Annotated in this window: 10 protein-coding genes; 8 read left to right on the top strand and 2 right to left on the bottom strand. The window is 61.6% G+C overall.

The window, feature by feature from the left end:
• Positions 1–110 precede the first annotated feature (110 nt).
• The gene (locus ACZRN6_RS32525) at positions 111–1,340 is read left to right on the top strand and encodes an acyl-CoA dehydrogenase (protein ID WP_322146112.1); all 1,230 of its coding nucleotides are present in this window, start codon (positions 111–113) and stop codon (positions 1,338–1,340) included.
• Positions 1,341–1,454: 114 nt separating this feature from the next.
• Here ACZRN6_RS32525 and ACZRN6_RS32520 read toward each other — a convergent pair whose 3' ends face one another.
• Positions 1,455–2,795 (bottom strand): substrate-binding domain-containing protein, encoded by a 1,341-nt coding sequence (locus tag ACZRN6_RS32520; protein ID WP_464009728.1) that lies wholly within the window; start codon positions 2,793–2,795, stop codon positions 1,455–1,457.
• A 176-nt stretch (positions 2,796–2,971) separates the two neighbouring features.
• A complete protein-coding gene (gene xthA, locus ACZRN6_RS32515) occupies positions 2,972–3,784 on the bottom strand; it encodes an exodeoxyribonuclease III (RefSeq protein ID WP_464009727.1) in 813 nt (270 codons plus the stop codon).
• Between the two features lie 178 nt (positions 3,785–3,962).
• On the opposite strand from xthA, the gene ACZRN6_RS32510 reads away from it, so the two are divergent.
• The 7 genes from ACZRN6_RS32510 to ACZRN6_RS32480 all read left to right on the top strand — a co-directional run bounded on the left by ACZRN6_RS32510 (position 3,963) and on the right by ACZRN6_RS32480 (position 15,067).
• Positions 3,963–4,613, top strand: coding sequence for a GNAT family N-acetyltransferase (locus ACZRN6_RS32510; RefSeq protein ID WP_464009726.1), 651 nt, complete (start codon positions 3,963–3,965; stop codon positions 4,611–4,613).
• A 64-nt stretch (positions 4,614–4,677) separates the two neighbouring features.
• The gene (locus ACZRN6_RS32505; protein ID WP_322146108.1) at positions 4,678–6,405 is read left to right on the top strand and encodes an autotransporter assembly complex protein TamA; all 1,728 of its coding nucleotides are present in this window, start codon (positions 4,678–4,680) and stop codon (positions 6,403–6,405) included.
• Complete coding sequence (locus ACZRN6_RS32500; protein WP_464009725.1) at positions 6,405–10,076, top strand: translocation/assembly module TamB domain-containing protein; 3,672 nt, start codon at positions 6,405–6,407, stop codon at positions 10,074–10,076. Before ACZRN6_RS32505 ends, ACZRN6_RS32500 begins: the two co-directional genes overlap by 1 nt.
• A 292-nt stretch (positions 10,077–10,368) precedes the next feature.
• Positions 10,369–10,842 carry a MarR family winged helix-turn-helix transcriptional regulator gene (locus tag ACZRN6_RS32495; protein ID WP_322146106.1) on the top strand — a complete coding sequence of 158 codons (474 nt, stop codon included), beginning with the start codon at positions 10,369–10,371 and terminating at the stop codon, positions 10,840–10,842.
• The gene (locus tag ACZRN6_RS32490) at positions 10,839–12,302 is read left to right on the top strand and encodes an efflux transporter outer membrane subunit (protein ID WP_322146105.1); all 1,464 of its coding nucleotides are present in this window, start codon (positions 10,839–10,841) and stop codon (positions 12,300–12,302) included. The genes ACZRN6_RS32495 and ACZRN6_RS32490 overlap by 4 nt, the downstream gene beginning before the upstream one ends.
• Before the next feature lie 15 nt (positions 12,303–12,317).
• The gene (locus tag ACZRN6_RS32485) at positions 12,318–13,538 is read left to right on the top strand and encodes an HlyD family secretion protein (RefSeq protein ID WP_322146104.1); all 1,221 of its coding nucleotides are present in this window, start codon (positions 12,318–12,320) and stop codon (positions 13,536–13,538) included.
• The gene (locus tag ACZRN6_RS32480; RefSeq protein ID WP_322146103.1) at positions 13,538–15,067 is read left to right on the top strand and encodes a DHA2 family efflux MFS transporter permease subunit; all 1,530 of its coding nucleotides are present in this window, start codon (positions 13,538–13,540) and stop codon (positions 15,065–15,067) included. Before ACZRN6_RS32485 ends, ACZRN6_RS32480 begins: the two co-directional genes overlap by 1 nt.
• Positions 15,068–15,359 lie beyond the last annotated feature (292 nt).

Genomic DNA, 15,359 nt, shown 5'->3' with positions numbered 1-15,359 from the left:
ATATATCGGTGATGAATGTTAATACACGCCGAGAATAGGCTAGGTAAATTATCAACGCTGTTCTAGCATCAATTTCATGACCTAAACAACCTTCCTAAAGGGAGCTGCTCATGGATTTCGCTTATTCGCCCAAGGTTCAGGAACTGCGTGAACGCGTCACTGCGTTCATGGACGCTTACGTCTACCCGGCCGAGCCGGTGTTCGAACGCCAGGTCAGCGAAGGAGATCGCTGGCAGCCCACTGCAATCATGGAAGAGTTGAAACTCAAGGCTAAAGCCGAGGGCCTGTGGAACCTGTTCCTGCCGGAATCCGAACTGGGCGCTGGCCTGACCAACCTCGAATACGCGCCATTGGCAGAAATCATGGGCCGCTCGTTGCTGGGGCCAGAGCCGTTCAACTGCTCCGCACCCGACACCGGCAACATGGAGGTGTTGGTACGCTATGCCAATGAGGAGCAGAAACAACGCTGGCTCGAACCGTTGTTGCGCGGCGAGATCCGTTCGGCGTTCGCCATGACAGAGCCAGACGTGGCCTCCTCTGACGCCACCAATATGGCCGCCCGTGCGGTACGTGACGGCGACGAGTGGGTCATCAACGGTAAAAAGTGGTGGACCTCCGGTGCCTGCGATCCGCGCTGCAAGATCATGATCTTCATGGGCCTGAGCAACCCCGATGCACCGCGCCACCAGCAGCACTCGATGATCCTGGTACCGGTGGATGCCCCCGGTGTGAAAATTGTGCGCCCGCTGCCGGTGTTCGGCTACGACGACGCGCCCCATGGCCACGCCGAAGTGCTGTTTGAAAACGTGCGTGTGCCTTACGAAAACGTTCTGCTGGGCGAGGGCCGCGGTTTTGAAATCGCCCAGGGGCGCCTTGGCCCGGGCCGCATCCACCACTGCATGCGTTCTGTCGGCATGGCCGAACGTGCGCTGGAATTGATGTGCAAACGCTCTGTCAGCCGTACCGCCTTCGGCAAACCGCTGGCACGCCTGGGTGGCAACATCGACAAAATCGCCGACTCGCGGATGGAGATCGACATGGCGCGCCTGCTGACCCTCAAAGCCGCCTACATGATGGACACCGTGGGCAATAAGGTCGCGAAAAGCGAAATCGCGCAGATCAAGGTGGTAGCGCCGAACGTGGCATTGAAGGTGATCGACCGGGCGATTCAGATCCATGGTGGCGCCGGCGTATCCAACGACTTCCCGCTGGCCTACATGTACGCCATGCAGCGCACCCTGCGCCTGGCCGACGGCCCGGACGAAGTGCACCGGGCAGCAATCGGCAAGTTCGAGATCGGCAAGTATGTACCGCGCGAGATGATGCGCAGCGGGCAGTAAAACCGAGGTGTCTTCATCGCAGGCAAGCCAGCTCCCACAGGGGAATGCAGTCAACTGTGGGAGCCGGGCTTGCCCGCGATGAGGCCAGTGCGCGCAATAAAGATCTTTAAGTCCTCAGTAAACCCAAACCTCCACTCGCCGGTTCTTGATCCTTCCCTCATCCGCCGTATTCGCCGCCACCGGCATCTCGGCGCCAAAGCCGCGAATGTCCCTCAGCACCACGCCGCTCTTGACCAATTCCCGCCGCACCGCCATCGCCCGCAACTTCGACAATAGCGCCGCCCGCTGCGCATCATTCTTGGCATCCCCAAACCCCACCAGTGTCACCTGCTTGTCCAGCTTGCCGTGGCTCTTTATATACGCCACCACGCGCATCAAGTCCTGGCGCGCCTTGTTGTCGAGGCTGGCGCTGCCTTCCTCAAAGCGGAAGTTCACCGTCAAGCGCTGCGCCTGCCGGGCAATCGCCTGGTAGTCCTCGGGCATCGGGGCCCGCGGCTCCACCGTCATGGCTTGCACCTGTTGCGCGATAAAGCCGTTGGCAGCAACGATGGCCTGGCCCTTGCTGCTTTGCGCAAAGTCCACCAGCGCCCTGGCCCACGGGTTTTGCTCAACCGGCGGCAAATAGAAAAACAACCGGCGCGACAGTGGGTAATCCTCGGTGGCAATCAGGCTGTCCAGCGCCATCATGGGCTGTGAGTCACCATCGACAATAGCCACCGCCTTGGCCTGGCGCACATAGGGCAAGCCGATAAATCCGATACCCTGTGGATCGCCGCTGACCGCATCCGATAACTGCTCACTGGACTCGAACCGCTTGGCGCTGCCGTTCAGGGACTCGCCGCGACGGTTAAGCACCAGTTCCTTGAAGGTGTCGTAGGTGCCGGACTGATCATCCCGCGCATACAGGTGAATCTTGCCGCCGATGCCGCCGAGCTGTTCCCAGGTCGAGACCTTGCCGCTGAAAATCTGTGCCAGTTGTTCAGTGTTCAAGGTGTTCAGCGGGTTGCGCGGGTTAAGGATGATCGCCAAACCATCAATGGCGATGACCTGTTCGGCGTCCGGGCTTTTCAGGTCGCCGAGGGATTCCAGCTCCACCAGCTCGCTGTCCTTGATCGGCCGGGAAGACGCCGCGAGGTCAGCGCTGGCTTTTTTCAGTGCGACAAACCCGGTGCTGGAACCGTGGGCGGCCACGTCTACCGTCACCCGTTGGCCCTGACGAGTCTTGCCAACGATATGCTGCTCGTTGGCCTGGTCGGACGGTTCGCTGTGCACACCTTGCAAACCCTGTTGTTCCATCAACCCCTTGACCAACGCCGGGCCCAGCGCCGCGCCGATGGTGTTGGAACCCTGGATGCGCAAGGCCGGGCCGTTTTCGGGAACGGGCAGCGGGGTGGAGAAAGCGGCGAGGGGGAATGCGCTGAACAGGGCCAGCAGGGACAGAACGCGCAGCATCATGCCGGCACCTTCTCAAGCCAAAGGGAGTGCCGCGAGATTAAGTCAGGCAGGTTTCAGCAATATGACTTGAGGGCTGCCATCAAATGTGGGAGCTGGCTTGCCTGCGATGGCATCAATTCGATATGACCGACATACCGAGGTGTCTGCATCGCGGGCAAGCCCGGTTCCCAGATAAATCAGCTCAGTTCCATCCAGATCGGCGCATGATCGGAGGGTTTTTCCATGCCACGCAGGTCGTAGTCCACGCCAGCGTCCTTCACCCGGGGCAGCAACCCCTGGGAGGCCATGATCACGTCGATCCGCAGCCCGCGCTTGGGCTCATCTTCAAAGCCACGGCTGCGGTAATCAAACCAGCTGAAGCGGTCGGCCACGTTCGGGTTGAGGTGGCGGAAGCTGTCTACCAGGCCCCAGTTCTTCAGGCGCGCCATCCACTCACGCTCTTCCGGCAGGAAGCTGCACTTGCCGGTCTTCAGCCAGCGCTTGGCGTTGTCGGCACCGATGCCGATGTCGCAGTCTTGCGGGGAAATATTCACATCACCCATTACCACCACTGCCTGGTCATTGCTGAACTGCGACTCCAGCAGGTTTTGCAGGTCCTCGTAGAAACGCTGCTTGGCCGGGAACTTGGTGGGGTGGTCGCGGCTTTCGCCCTGTGGGAAATAGCCGTTCATGATGGTAATCGGATTGCCGTTGGCGTCGGCGAAGGTGCCCCAGATAAACCGGCGCTGGGCGTCTTCTTCGTCACTGGCAAAGCCTTTATGCAGCGCCAGCGGCTCCTGGCGTGAGAGCAGGGCGACACCGTAGTGGCCTTTCTGCCCGTGGTAATACACGTGATAGCCCAGGGCCTGTACCTCGGCCAGTGGGAACTGGTCATCGTGGACCTTGGTTTCCTGCAAGCCGATTACGTCCGGCTGATGCTTCTCTATCAGCGCCGCCAGCTGATGAGGGCGGGCACGCAGCCCGTTGATATTGAAAGACACGATTTTCATGGTCGGCAGCCCAGTCTGGCAAAAGGGCGATGCTAGCCGACAAGTCGGACGGGGGCCAGCGTGGCGGTAGGACTAGGGCACTGCTAAGGTCTGAAAGCAGGGAACGAGTCAGTCTCTGTGGGCTCGTACTAACAAGAGCGCAACCGTTTGAGTCAGCGCCCAGGGGAGATCCATTGTTATGCCTGATACCTCGACTGCCATCGCCCAGATTCACATGCTCGACAGCGGCTATTCCCGCGAGGCCCGTTCCTTGTTGTACCAGGCCTATCGCCATGAGCCGACCTTCGCCTACCTTTTCGAAGCCGAACGTCCTGGCTACGAACAACGGGTGCGCGCCACGGTGCGTGAACTGGTCAAGCAACACTTCTTCCAGAAACTGCCGGCGATTGGCCTGCTGGTCAACGACCGGTTGATCGGCATCGCCCTGATCGCACCGCCCACACGCCGTCTGGGCATCACCGAAAGCTGGGCCTGGCAACTGCGCATGTGGTTGAGCACCGGCGTGCGGGGCACCCGGCGCTATCTGGAATACCATCAAGCGGTGCTGGCGTGCCTGCCCGCGGACTCGGTTCACGTGTTGCCGCTGCTGGGCATTCACCCACAATTCCAGGGCAAGCACTACGGCGAGCCATTGCTGGAGGCCGTGCACAACTGGTGCGCCGAAGACCCGCATTCATCCGGCGTGGTGCTGGACACAGGGAACTCCCGCTATCTGGAGTTCTACAAACGTCAGGGATACGAAGAGATCGGTGAGGTGGCTGTAGGACCTGTGCTGGAACACGTGTTCTTTCACGCAAATCCGCAGGTGTTACAGGCTGCAACGCTTTAAAACAGAATTCTTCAGACAATTCCGGGTTCTAACTCGCTCCCAAGCTCGTGTAGCATCCCGGCCTATGAAGTTTCCAGGAAGATTTACCAGCGGCTTGATCCTGCTGTTCACGAGCTGCGGCGCCTTGGCGCAAAGCGAATTGGATGTGCGCATCAAACCTTCAAACGACGCGTTGAAAGCCAACATCGAAGGCTACATCGGCGGGGTCGGCGATCGTGACGAAGAAGCCCTGCTGCGGTTCAGCCGTGGCGCCGAGGAGCAAGCCCGCAAGGCTGCCCAGGCGTTGGGCTTCTATCAGCCACAGATTGCCAGTGATGTGAAGGGCGGCAAGAACCCGCGCCTGATCCTCACCATCGACCCTGGCGAACCGGTGCATTTGCGCAACGTGACCATTCGGGTCGATGGCCAGGCCGCCGACCTCAAGGCCTTTCGCGTGCCCGCAAGCGACCAACTCAAACCCGGAGCCGTGCTCAACCACGGCAACTACGAGGACGCCAAGCGCGTTATCCAGAACCAGGCGTCACGCTACGGGTTTTTCAGCGGGCGTTTTACCCGCCAGAAGCTCAGCGTCGACCCCCAGGCGGGCGTGGCCGATATCGAACTGATTTACGACAGCGGCCCACGCTACACCTTGGGCAAGGTCAGCTTTGCCGGCGACACGCCGTTTGATGAAGACCTCCTGCAACGCATGGTGCCGTTCAAAAGTGGTGCGCCCTACGACTCCGAACTGATCGCCGAACTCAACCAGAACCTGCAATCCAGCGGCTTTTTTGAAGGCGTGCGCGTGGACGCCGCCCCGGCCGCATCTACTAAAGACGTGATTCCGGTGGCTGTGCAACTGGAAACCCGCAAGCCCCGCACCATGGGCCTTGGCCTTGGCTACTCGACCGACGTTGGCCCGCGCGGCAAGGCCAACTGGACGCGTCACTGGGTCAACCCCCAAGGCCACAGTTATGGCTGGGAAGCCGAGCTTTCTGCGCCCCGGCAGAACGTCGGGCTGTGGTACGACATCCCCATGGACCCGCCACTGACCGACAAACTGCGCTTTGCTGGCGGCTACCAGAACGAAGAAATCGCCAACACCGACACCCTGAGTAAATTGCTCACCCTCGGCCCCGAGTGGCACAGCAAGTTGCCCAGCGGTTGGACGCGGGTGATCTCACTCAAATGGCAGCGCGAAGAATATCGTCTGGGCAACGACTCGGGCCTGAGTACGCTGCTGATGCCGGGCATCAGCTATTCCTACCTGCGCAGCGACAATCGCATCGACCCGCACAATGGCTATCGCCTGCTGTTCGATGCCAAGGTCGCCAAGGAAGGCCTGGGTTCCGACACCAACCTGCTTTACGGCACCGCGACCATCAAGGGCCTGACCACTCTTTGGGACAACCACCGCTTCCTGGCCCGGGCGCAGTTTGGCGGCAGTGCCACCAACGGCTACAAATCCGTGCCGCCATCGTTGCGGTTTTTTGCCGGTGGTGACCAGAGCGTGCGGGGTTACGAATACCAGACCCTGTCGCCGGAAAACGACCGTGGCGACCGCATCGGTGGCCGCTACATGGTGGCCCTGAGCGCCGAGTACCAATATTCCATCGCCGAAAAATGGCGGATCGCGACCTTTATCGACCAAGGCAACTCGTTCAACACCCTGGAAATGCCAAGCCTGAAAACCGGCGTGGGGGTGGGCGTGCGCTGGGTGTCGCCGGTCGGCCCGATCCGCCTCGACCTGGCCCATGCCCTCGAAGATCCGGGCGGCATTCGTTTGCACTTTTCCATGGGGCCTGAGCTGTGATGCGTGGTTTGAAAATAGCGGGGCTGGCCATTCTGGCGGTACTCGCAGTGACAGTGCTGGCGCTGTGGACGGTGCTGGGTACCCAAGTCGGCAGCCGTTGGGTGCTGGGCCAGGTGCCGGGTTTGACCGTGGAGAATTTCCAGGGGCGCCTGGGCGGGCAGTGGAGTGCCGACCATCTGTTGTGGCAACAAAACGGCAGCCGCGTGGAGTTGCAGGCGCCGAAGTTCGACTGGTCACCGGCCTGCTTGATGCGCATGACGGTGTGTATCAACCAACTGGATGTGGAGCAGGTGAGCCTGCAGTTTCCACCCAGCACCGAAGAAAGCAGTGGCCCCATTACCCTGCCGGACCTGAAACTGCCGCTCGCCATTCAGTTGGGCGACATCCGTGTCGGCAGCCTGTTGTTCAATGGCAGCGAAGAACTCCAGGGCCTGCAATTGGCGGCACACTGGACCGCCGCCGGCATGCAGATCGACTCGGTGCACTTGCAACGGGAGGGCCTGGTACTCGACCTGTCGGGCCTGCTTCAACCCTCCGGCAACTGGCCATTGACCGCCAGCGGTAACCTGAGCCTGCCCTACGCTCCGGGCGGCGCGCCCTGGAAACTGGCGCTCAAGGTCGATGGCGACCTGCTCAAAACCCTCAAGCTCGACGCCGACAGCAGTGGCTACCTGGCCGCCAAACTCAGCGGCGAGTTGCAACCGCTGGCGGAAAACCTGCCGGCACAGCTGCACATCACCGCCGACGGTTTCAAACCCAGCGCCGACTTGCCCGATACTTTGCAGCTCAATCAGTTGGACCTGACGGCCAAGGGCGACCTGAGCAACGGTTACCAACTGTTGGGCAAAGCTGTACTCCCTGCGGAAAAAGGCCCGGTGAACCTGTTGCTGCAAGGCAAGGTCGACGCCAAGGGCGCGCAGATCGCCGGGCTGGATTTGAACGCCGGCGACAAACAAAGCCTTAAGCTCAGTGCCAATCTGGACTGGCAGCAAGGCTTCAGCGCCGACGCAAAAATCGATTGGCTGGACTTCCCCTGGCATCGCCTGTACCCGGTGATCGACGAACCCCAAGTCGCTTTGCGTACCTTCAACGGCGAGGTCTCCTACAAGGATGGCAACTACCTTGGCAACTTCAAGGCCGACCTCGACGGCCCGGCGGGCAAATTCAGCCTGGCCAGCCCGTTCAGTGGCGACCTCAAGCAAGTGTTCCTGCCCGAGCTGAAACTCGCTGCCGGCCAAGGCAAGGCCGAAGGCCACCTGAACCTGCAGTTTGCCGATGGCATCGCCTGGGACACGGCGCTCGACCTTTCGGCGATCAACCCGGCGTATTGGGTCGCGGAGTTGCCGGGCACTCTGGCCGGCCCGCTGCGCAGCAAGGGTGAAATGAAGAACGAGCAGCTCAAGCTCAACGCCGACCTGGACCTGAAGGGCCGTTTGCGCGGCCAACCCGCCGTACTCCAGGCCAAGGCTGAAGGCGCAGGCGAGCAATGGACCCTCGGCACCCTGGACATTCGCCTGGGCGACAACCGCATCTACGGCAGCGGCAGCCTGCAACAGCGGCTGGCCGGGCAGATCGACATCAAACTGACGCGCCTCGCCCAGCTCTGGCCGCAACTGCGCGGGCAGATGACCGGCCGCCTCGACGTCGCCGGCACCCTGCAAGCGCCGCACGGCAAGCTCAACCTGCTGGGCCAGCAACTGGCCTTTGAAGACAATCGCCTGCAAAACCTGACCCTGGACGCGAACCTCGATAACGCCCAGCGCGCCAAGATCGACCTGAAAGGCAGTGGCATCCAGGCCGGAGAAACCCAGGTCGGCACGTTCACCGCCAGCGCCCAGGGCGATATCAAAAACCAGAAAGTCCAGCTCGACCTGGCAGGCCCGCTGCTCAAGCTGGCCCTGGCCCTGGACGGCAAACTCGACCAAGGCAACTGGCGCGGGCGCCTGGCCAGCGGTGATGTGCAAGCGGGTGGCCAGGACTGGAAGCTGCAAGCCCCGGCGAAAATCGAGCGCATGGCCGATGGCAAGCTGACCTTTGCGGCCCACTGTTGGGTTTCCGGCCCCGCAAGCTTGTGCGGTGAAGACCAGCGCCTGATGCCCGAGCCCAAGCTGCGTTACCACCTCAAGCAGTTCCCCATCGAGAGCCTGGCGCAGTGGTTGCCCAAGGATTTCGCCTGGCAGGGCAAGCTCAATGCCGACGTGCAACTCGACCTGCCGGCCAGCGGCCCCAAGGGCGTGGTCTCGGTGGACGCCAGCGGCGGCACCTTGCGGGTCAAGGACAAGGACCAGTGGCTGGATTTCCCCTATGACACCCTGAAGCTGGAAACCACCCTCAACCCCACGCGCATCGACACCCAGCTCAACTTCCGTGGCGGCAAGCTCGGCGAGTTGCTGTTGCAGGCGCAGATCAACCCGCTGGCGAAGAACAAACCGGTCACCGGCAATTTCACCCTGGCCGGCCTCGACCTCGCCGTGGCCCGGCCATTTGTACCGATGGTCGAGAAGCTCAACGGCAAGCTCAACGGGAGCGGGCGAATCGGCGGCAGCCTGCTGGCGCCTCAGGTCAACGGCAGCGTCAACCTGGTCGGCGGCGAAATCTCCGGTCCGCAGCTGCCCGTAAGCTTCGAAGGCCTGAATATCCAGGCGTTGATTGCCGGTGAAAGCGTGCAACTCAATGGCGGTTGGCGCAGTGGCAAGGCCGGGCAGGGCACCGTCAAGGGCCAGATCGATTGGGCCCAGGCACTGGCGGTGGACATCGCGCTGCAAGGCACGCAACTGCCGGTCACGGTAGAGCCCTACGCGACCCTGGAAGTGGCGCCCGACCTGAAAATCAGCATGAAGAACGACAAGCTGGCGATCTCCGGCAAGGTGCAGATCCCCAAGGGCGAGATCACCGTGCGTGAACTGCCGCCGTCGACGGTCAAGGTCTCGGATGACACGGTGATCGTCGGCAGCCAGACCGAAGAGGGCAAGCCGCCCATGGCCATGGCGATGGACATCGACGTGGAGGTGGGCAAGGACAAACTGAGCTTCGCCGGTTTCGGCCTCACCGCCAACCTGCAAGGCCACGTGCACATCGGCGACAACATGGACACCCGTGGCGAACTCTGGCTCAACGACGGCCGCTACCGCGCCTACGGCCAGCGGCTCACGGTGCGCCGTGCGCGGCTGCTGTTCGCCGGGCCGATTGACCAGCCATACCTCGACATCGAAGCCATCCGCCAGACGGATGACGTGACCGCCGGTATTCGCCTCAGCGGCAGCGCCGAACAGCCCACCACGCAAATCTTCTCCGAGCCGGCCATGAGCCAGGAGCAGGCGCTGTCCTACCTGGTACTCGGTCGCCCACTGAGCACCACCGGCGAAGACAACAACATGCTGGCCCAGGCGGCACTGGGGCTTGGGTTGATGGGCAGCGCGGGGGTGACATCGGACATTGCCAAGAACCTGGGCATCCAGGACTTTGAACTGGATACTCAGGGCAGTGGCACCAACACTGCGGTGGTGGCCAGCGGCAAGATCTCCGAGAAACTCAGCCTGCGTTATGGCGTCGGCGTGTTCGAACCGGCCAACACCATCGCCTTGCGCTACCTGCTGAGTAAAAAGGTCTACCTGGAAGTGGCCAGCGGCGTGGCCAGCTCCCTGGATATTTTCTACAAGCGGGATTTCTAGTCAGGCCACGGCCTGTGCCGCATCGCCGACCCATTGTGGGAGCAAGCGCGCTCCCACATTTTTTTGCCCATCCGCACCCAGGCTGCTCGCCACTTATCGACTAATTAGCAAGCAACCTAACTATTCGTTTGACATTCGCTGCCTAGGCAGTAACATCGCGACACACATTCACTGCTTAGGCAGTTAATAGCAGAGTCTCGATTGTTGCTGCTGTTTTCAACAGATCCTAATTCTGCGTTGAACGTACGCTCGGCCTGTCGGCCGTGCCTAGGCAGTTAGAAGGTAGGTCTCGATGAAACACTTTTCCCCCGAAAACTTCCATAACTGCCACCTCGGCCTGCTGCTGGGCCGGGCAGCCCTGCTCAAAGACAAGATCATCGACACGCACATGGAGCCCCACGGCATCACTGCCGCGCAGTTCAAGGTGTTGATCATCATGGCCCAGTACGGCGTCGACACCCCGGCCGAGTTGTGCCGCAACCTGTCGCTGGACAGCGGCTCCATGACCCGCATGCTCGACCGTCTTGAGCAAAAGGACCTGCTGGCGCGCAAGCGTTCCGAGCAGGACCGGCGCCAGGTGCAACTGGTGTTGACCGTGGAAGGCCAGCGCGTGGCCGACATGCTGCCTCACATCGGCGCCCAGGCGTTGAACCAACTGGCGGGCGCGCTGGAACCGGGTGAATTGCAAACCCTGGAAAAAATCTTGAAGAAAATTCTGATAGCTGCGGGTGACCCCATCACCATTCAGCGGGTAGGTGGTGCATGAACAATCGCTCCTTGCGTGCCGGCCTCAGCCTTGTGCTGGTGGCCATGACTATGGCCGGTTGTGCCAATTTCAGCGGCTTGAACACAGAAGGCAAACGCCTCGAAGCCAATACCCTGCAAACCGGCAAGTCCCTCAGTGGCGTAACCCTGTCGAGCGCCGCCTGGCCCACCGCTGACTGGTGGAAAAACCTGGGCGATCCGCAACTGGATGGCCTGATCCAGGAAGCCCTGCAAAACAGTCCCGACATGCAAGTAGCCAGCGCGCGCGCCCACCAGGCCGAAGCCGCTGCCTATGCCGCCGATGCGGCGCGCATGCCGACCCTGGACGCCAGCGCCGGCATCAGCCGTTCGCGCCTGGCCAAGGACCAGGACCCGCTGGGCCAGGGCGATGCCTACGCCACCGTGCGTAACATCGGGGCCAGCTTCAATTACAACTTCGACCTGTGGGGTGGCCAGCGCGCCGCCTGGGAAGCCGCGCTGGGCCAGGCCCGCGCCGCCGAAGTCGACCAACAGGCCGCGCGCCTGACCCTGGCCGCCAACGTCGCCAAGGCCTACAGCGACCTGGGCCAGGCCCATATCGTGCGTGACCTGGCCAACGATGACCTCAAGCGTACCCGGCAGATGCTCGACCTGGGCCAGCGTCGCCTGAACTCCGGGATCGACAGCCAGTACCAGTACCAGCAAACCGAAAGCCTGGAAGCCAGCTCCCAGTCGCAACTGATCGATGCCGAAAAACAACTGCAGAGCGCCAAGATCGCCCTCGCCGTGTTGCTCGGCAAAGGCCCGGACCGTGGTGGCGAACTGGTCCGCCCTAACGTGCTCAAGCCCAGCGCCGTCGCCGTGCCGTCCGTGTTGCCTGCCGAACTGGTGGGCCGTCGTCCAGACCTGATCGCCGCGCGCTGGCGTGTGGAGGCGGCGAGCAAGGATGTCGCGGCCAGCAAGACCCGTTTCTACCCCAACCTCAACCTGAGCGCGAGCGCCGGGGCCGAGTCGTTGCTGGGGGATGCAATGTTTGGTTCGGCCAGCCGTTTCTTCAGCATTGCGCCGACCATCTCGCTGCCGATCTTCGACGGCGGCCGCTTGCGTGCCGACCTCGATGCTCGCGATGCCGACTACGACCTGGCCGTGGCCCAGTACAACAAAACCCTGGTGCAAGCCTTGGGCGATATCGGCAACACCCTCGTGCAACTGCGCGAGACCGGCCGGCAGATCCAGGCCCAGCAACATGCGGCAGACATTGCGCAGCAGTCCTACGACACCGGGGTCCAGCGTTACAGCTCAGGTATCGGGAATTACCTGGACGTACTCAGCATCGAACAGCAACTACTCCAGGCCCAACGTCAGTTGGCGACCCTGAATGCCGAGCAAATCGATCTTTCGATTCAATTGATGCAGGCCCTGGGCGGCGGTTTCCACGCCGAAAACGTGGCCTCGACCACCCCAGCCACGCGCACTGAATAATTCAAGGTACTTGTCATGGCCACTGCCGAAACCAGCAACAACGCTCCTGAAACAAACAAGGCTGAACAACCCAATACCACCAGCAACCCGCGCAAACGCAAAGTCATGCTGATTGTCCTGGCGCTGATCGTCATCCTCGGCGTGGTGGGCGTGTGGGGTTGGTACGAACTGTATGGCCGCTTCAGCGAAAGCACCGACGACGCCTATGTGAACGGCAACGTGGTGGAAATCACCCCGCTGGTCACCGGCACCGTGGTGAGCATCGGCGCCGACGATGGCGACCTGGTGCATGAAGGCCAGGTGCTGATCAACTTCGACCCCAACGACGCCGCGGTCGGCCTGCAAAGTGCACAAGCCAATTTGGCCCGCACTGTGCGCCAGGTGCGTGGCTTGTACAGTAACGTCGACGGCATGAAAGCCCAGGTGCTGGCGCAGAAAGCCAATGTGCAAAAGGCCCAGGACAACTTCACCCGCCGGAAAAACCTGGCGGCCGGCGGGGCAATTTCCCAAGAAGAACTGTCCCACGCCCGTGATGACCTGACCTCGGCGCAAAATGCCTTGGCCAACGTCGAGCAGCAGTTCAAGACCACCAGCGCATTGGTGGATGACACCGTGATTTCGTCCCACCCGGACGTGCAGGCTGCCGCCGCGCAGTTGCGCCAGGCTTACCTGGCCAACGCCCGTAGCACGCTGATCGCGCCGGTGACCGGCTACGTGGCCAAGCGTACCGTGCAACTGGGCCAGCGGGTTCAGCCGGGCACCGCATTGATGGCGGTGATTCCGCTGGACCAACTGTGGATCGACGCCAACTTCAAGGAAACCCAGCTGCGCAATATGCGTATCGGCCAGCCGGTGGACATTGAGTCTGACATCTACGGCAGCGACGTAAAATTCAGCGGCACCGTCGACAGCCTCGGCGCGGGTACCGGCAGTGCGTTTGCCTTGCTGCCGGCGCAGAACGCCACCGGTAACTGGATCAAGATCGTGCAACGGGTGCCGGTGCGTATCCACGTGAACGCCGATGAGTTGGCCAGGCACCCGCTGCGGGTGGGCTTGTCCACCGTGGTCAACGTCGACCTGCACGACCAGAGTGGCCCGGTATTGGCCCAGCAGGCGCCGCAAAAGGCCTCGTTCACTACCAATGTCTACGATCGCCAATTGGCCGAAGCTGACGCCATGATCACGCAGTTGATTCATGACAACAGCGTCGCCGCTCCCAAGGCTGCGCAACGCTAATGAGCAATAACGCCTCCTTCACGCCGCCCAGCTTGCTGATGGCCACCATCGGCTTGTCCCTGGCGACCTTCATGCAGGTGCTCGACACCACCATCGCCAACGTGGCGTTGCCGACGATTTCCGGCAACCTCGGCGTGAGTTCGGAGCAGGGCACCTGGGTCATCACCTCGTTTGCCGTGAGCAACGCCATCGCGCTGCCGCTGACCGGTTGGTTGAGCCGTCGTTTCGGCGAGGTGAAGCTGTTTCTGTGGGCCACCATCCTGTTTGTGCTGGCCTCGTTTCTGTGCGGTATCTCCACCTCGATGCCCGAGCTGATCGGCTTTCGGGTGCTGCAAGGCCTGGTCGCCGGCCCGTTGTACCCGATGACCCAGACGCTGCTGATTGCGGTCTATCCGCCCGCGAGGCGCGGCATGGCCCTGGCGCTGCTGGCGATGGTCACGGTGGTGGCGCCGATTGCCGGGCCGATTCTCGGTGGCTGGATTACCGACAGCTACAGCTGGCCGTGGATCTTCTTTATCAACGTACCCATCGGCATCTTTGCGGTGATGGTGGTGCGTTCCCAACTGAAGAAACGCCCGGTGGTCACCAGCTACCAGCCGATGGACTACGTCGGTCTGTTGAGCCTGATCGTCGGCGTCGGCGCGTTGCAGATCATCCTCGACAAGGGCAACGACCTGGACTGGTTCGAGTCGAACTTCATCATCATCGGCGCGGTGATCTCGGCCATCGCCCTGGCGGTGTTCGTGATCTGGGAAATGACCGACGAGCACCCGGTGGTCAACCTGCGGCTGTTCGCCTACCGCAACTTCCGGATCGGCACTATTGTATTGGTGCTCGGGTACGCGGGCTTCTTCGGGATCAACCTGATCCTGCCGCAATGGCTGCAAACCCAGATGGGCTACACCGCCACCTGGGCGGGCCTGGCGGTGGCGCCGATCGGGATTTTGCCGGTCTTGATGTCGCCGTTCGTGGGCAAATATGCGCACAAGTTCGACCTGCGGTTGCTGGCCGGGTTGGCGTTCCTGGCGATTGGCTTGAGTTGCTTCATGCGCGCCGGCTTTACCAACGAAGTGGACTTCCAGCACATCGCCCTGGTGCAGCTGTTCATGGGGATCGGCGTGGCACTGTTCTTCATGCCGACCTTGAGCATCCTGATGTCCGACCTGCCACCGGCGCAAATCGCCGACGGTGCGGGCCTGGCGACTTTCCTGCGGACGTTGGGCGGCAGCTTTGCGGCGTCGCTGACCACCTGGATCTGGATTCGCCGGGCAGACCAGCACCATGCCTACATGAGCGAAAACATGACCACCTACGACTCGGCCACCCGCGACGCGCTGAATGCGCTGGGCGGGGCAGGGCACCAGGCGTATGCGCAACTGGACCAGATCCTGACCAGCCAGGCGTACATGATGTCTACCGTGGATTACTTCACATTGCTGGGGTGGATGTTCATGGGGTTGATCGTGATTGTATGGCTGGCCAAACCACCGTTTGCGGCGAAGGCCGGGCCGGCGGCATCGGGCCACTGATCGAAAGGCCGAGCTCGATCAAAATGTGGGAGCTGGCTTGCCTGCGATGCAGGCACCTCGGTACAGCAGATACATCGAGGTGATGCTATCGCAGGCAAGCCAGCTCCCACATTTGATTGGTGTTGTGCCTGAGGATCAGGCGCCGGGCAAGGCCAACTGCGGGTTGATGAAGTCGAAGGCAGAAGAAAAGCGGATTGGGAAGCACCCTGCTTGTAAAGAGGAACCTTCTGACATTAATCGCTGATAGCTACTCTTTACTCTCTGGTCTCTCGTAGAACCAGAGATTCAAGGA

The organism is Pseudomonas sp. A125 (genome assembly GCF_055409485.1).
This window is presented reverse-complemented; position numbering and strand designations above follow the sequence as displayed.

Excerpts from the sequence above, each read along its gene's own strand:
- ACZRN6_RS32525 (WP_322146112.1), top strand. The coding sequence starts at position 111 with ATGGATTTCGCTTATTCGCCCAAGGTTCAGGAACTGCGTGAACGCGTC.
- ACZRN6_RS32520 (WP_464009728.1), bottom strand. The coding sequence starts at position 2,795 with ATGATGCTGCGCGTTCTGTCCCTGCTGGCCCTGTTCAGCGCATTCCCC.
- xthA (WP_464009727.1), bottom strand. The coding sequence starts at position 3,784 with ATGAAAATCGTGTCTTTCAATATCAACGGGCTGCGTGCCCGCCCTCAT.
- ACZRN6_RS32510 (WP_464009726.1), top strand. The coding sequence starts at position 3,963 with ATGCCTGATACCTCGACTGCCATCGCCCAGATTCACATGCTCGACAGC.
- ACZRN6_RS32505 (WP_322146108.1), top strand. The coding sequence starts at position 4,678 with ATGAAGTTTCCAGGAAGATTTACCAGCGGCTTGATCCTGCTGTTCACG.
- ACZRN6_RS32500 (WP_464009725.1), top strand. The coding sequence starts at position 6,405 with ATGCGTGGTTTGAAAATAGCGGGGCTGGCCATTCTGGCGGTACTCGCA.
- ACZRN6_RS32495 (WP_322146106.1), top strand. The coding sequence starts at position 10,369 with ATGAAACACTTTTCCCCCGAAAACTTCCATAACTGCCACCTCGGCCTG.
- ACZRN6_RS32490 (WP_322146105.1), top strand. The coding sequence starts at position 10,839 with ATGAACAATCGCTCCTTGCGTGCCGGCCTCAGCCTTGTGCTGGTGGCC.
- ACZRN6_RS32485 (WP_322146104.1), top strand. The coding sequence starts at position 12,318 with ATGGCCACTGCCGAAACCAGCAACAACGCTCCTGAAACAAACAAGGCT.
- ACZRN6_RS32480 (WP_322146103.1), top strand. The coding sequence starts at position 13,538 with ATGAGCAATAACGCCTCCTTCACGCCGCCCAGCTTGCTGATGGCCACC.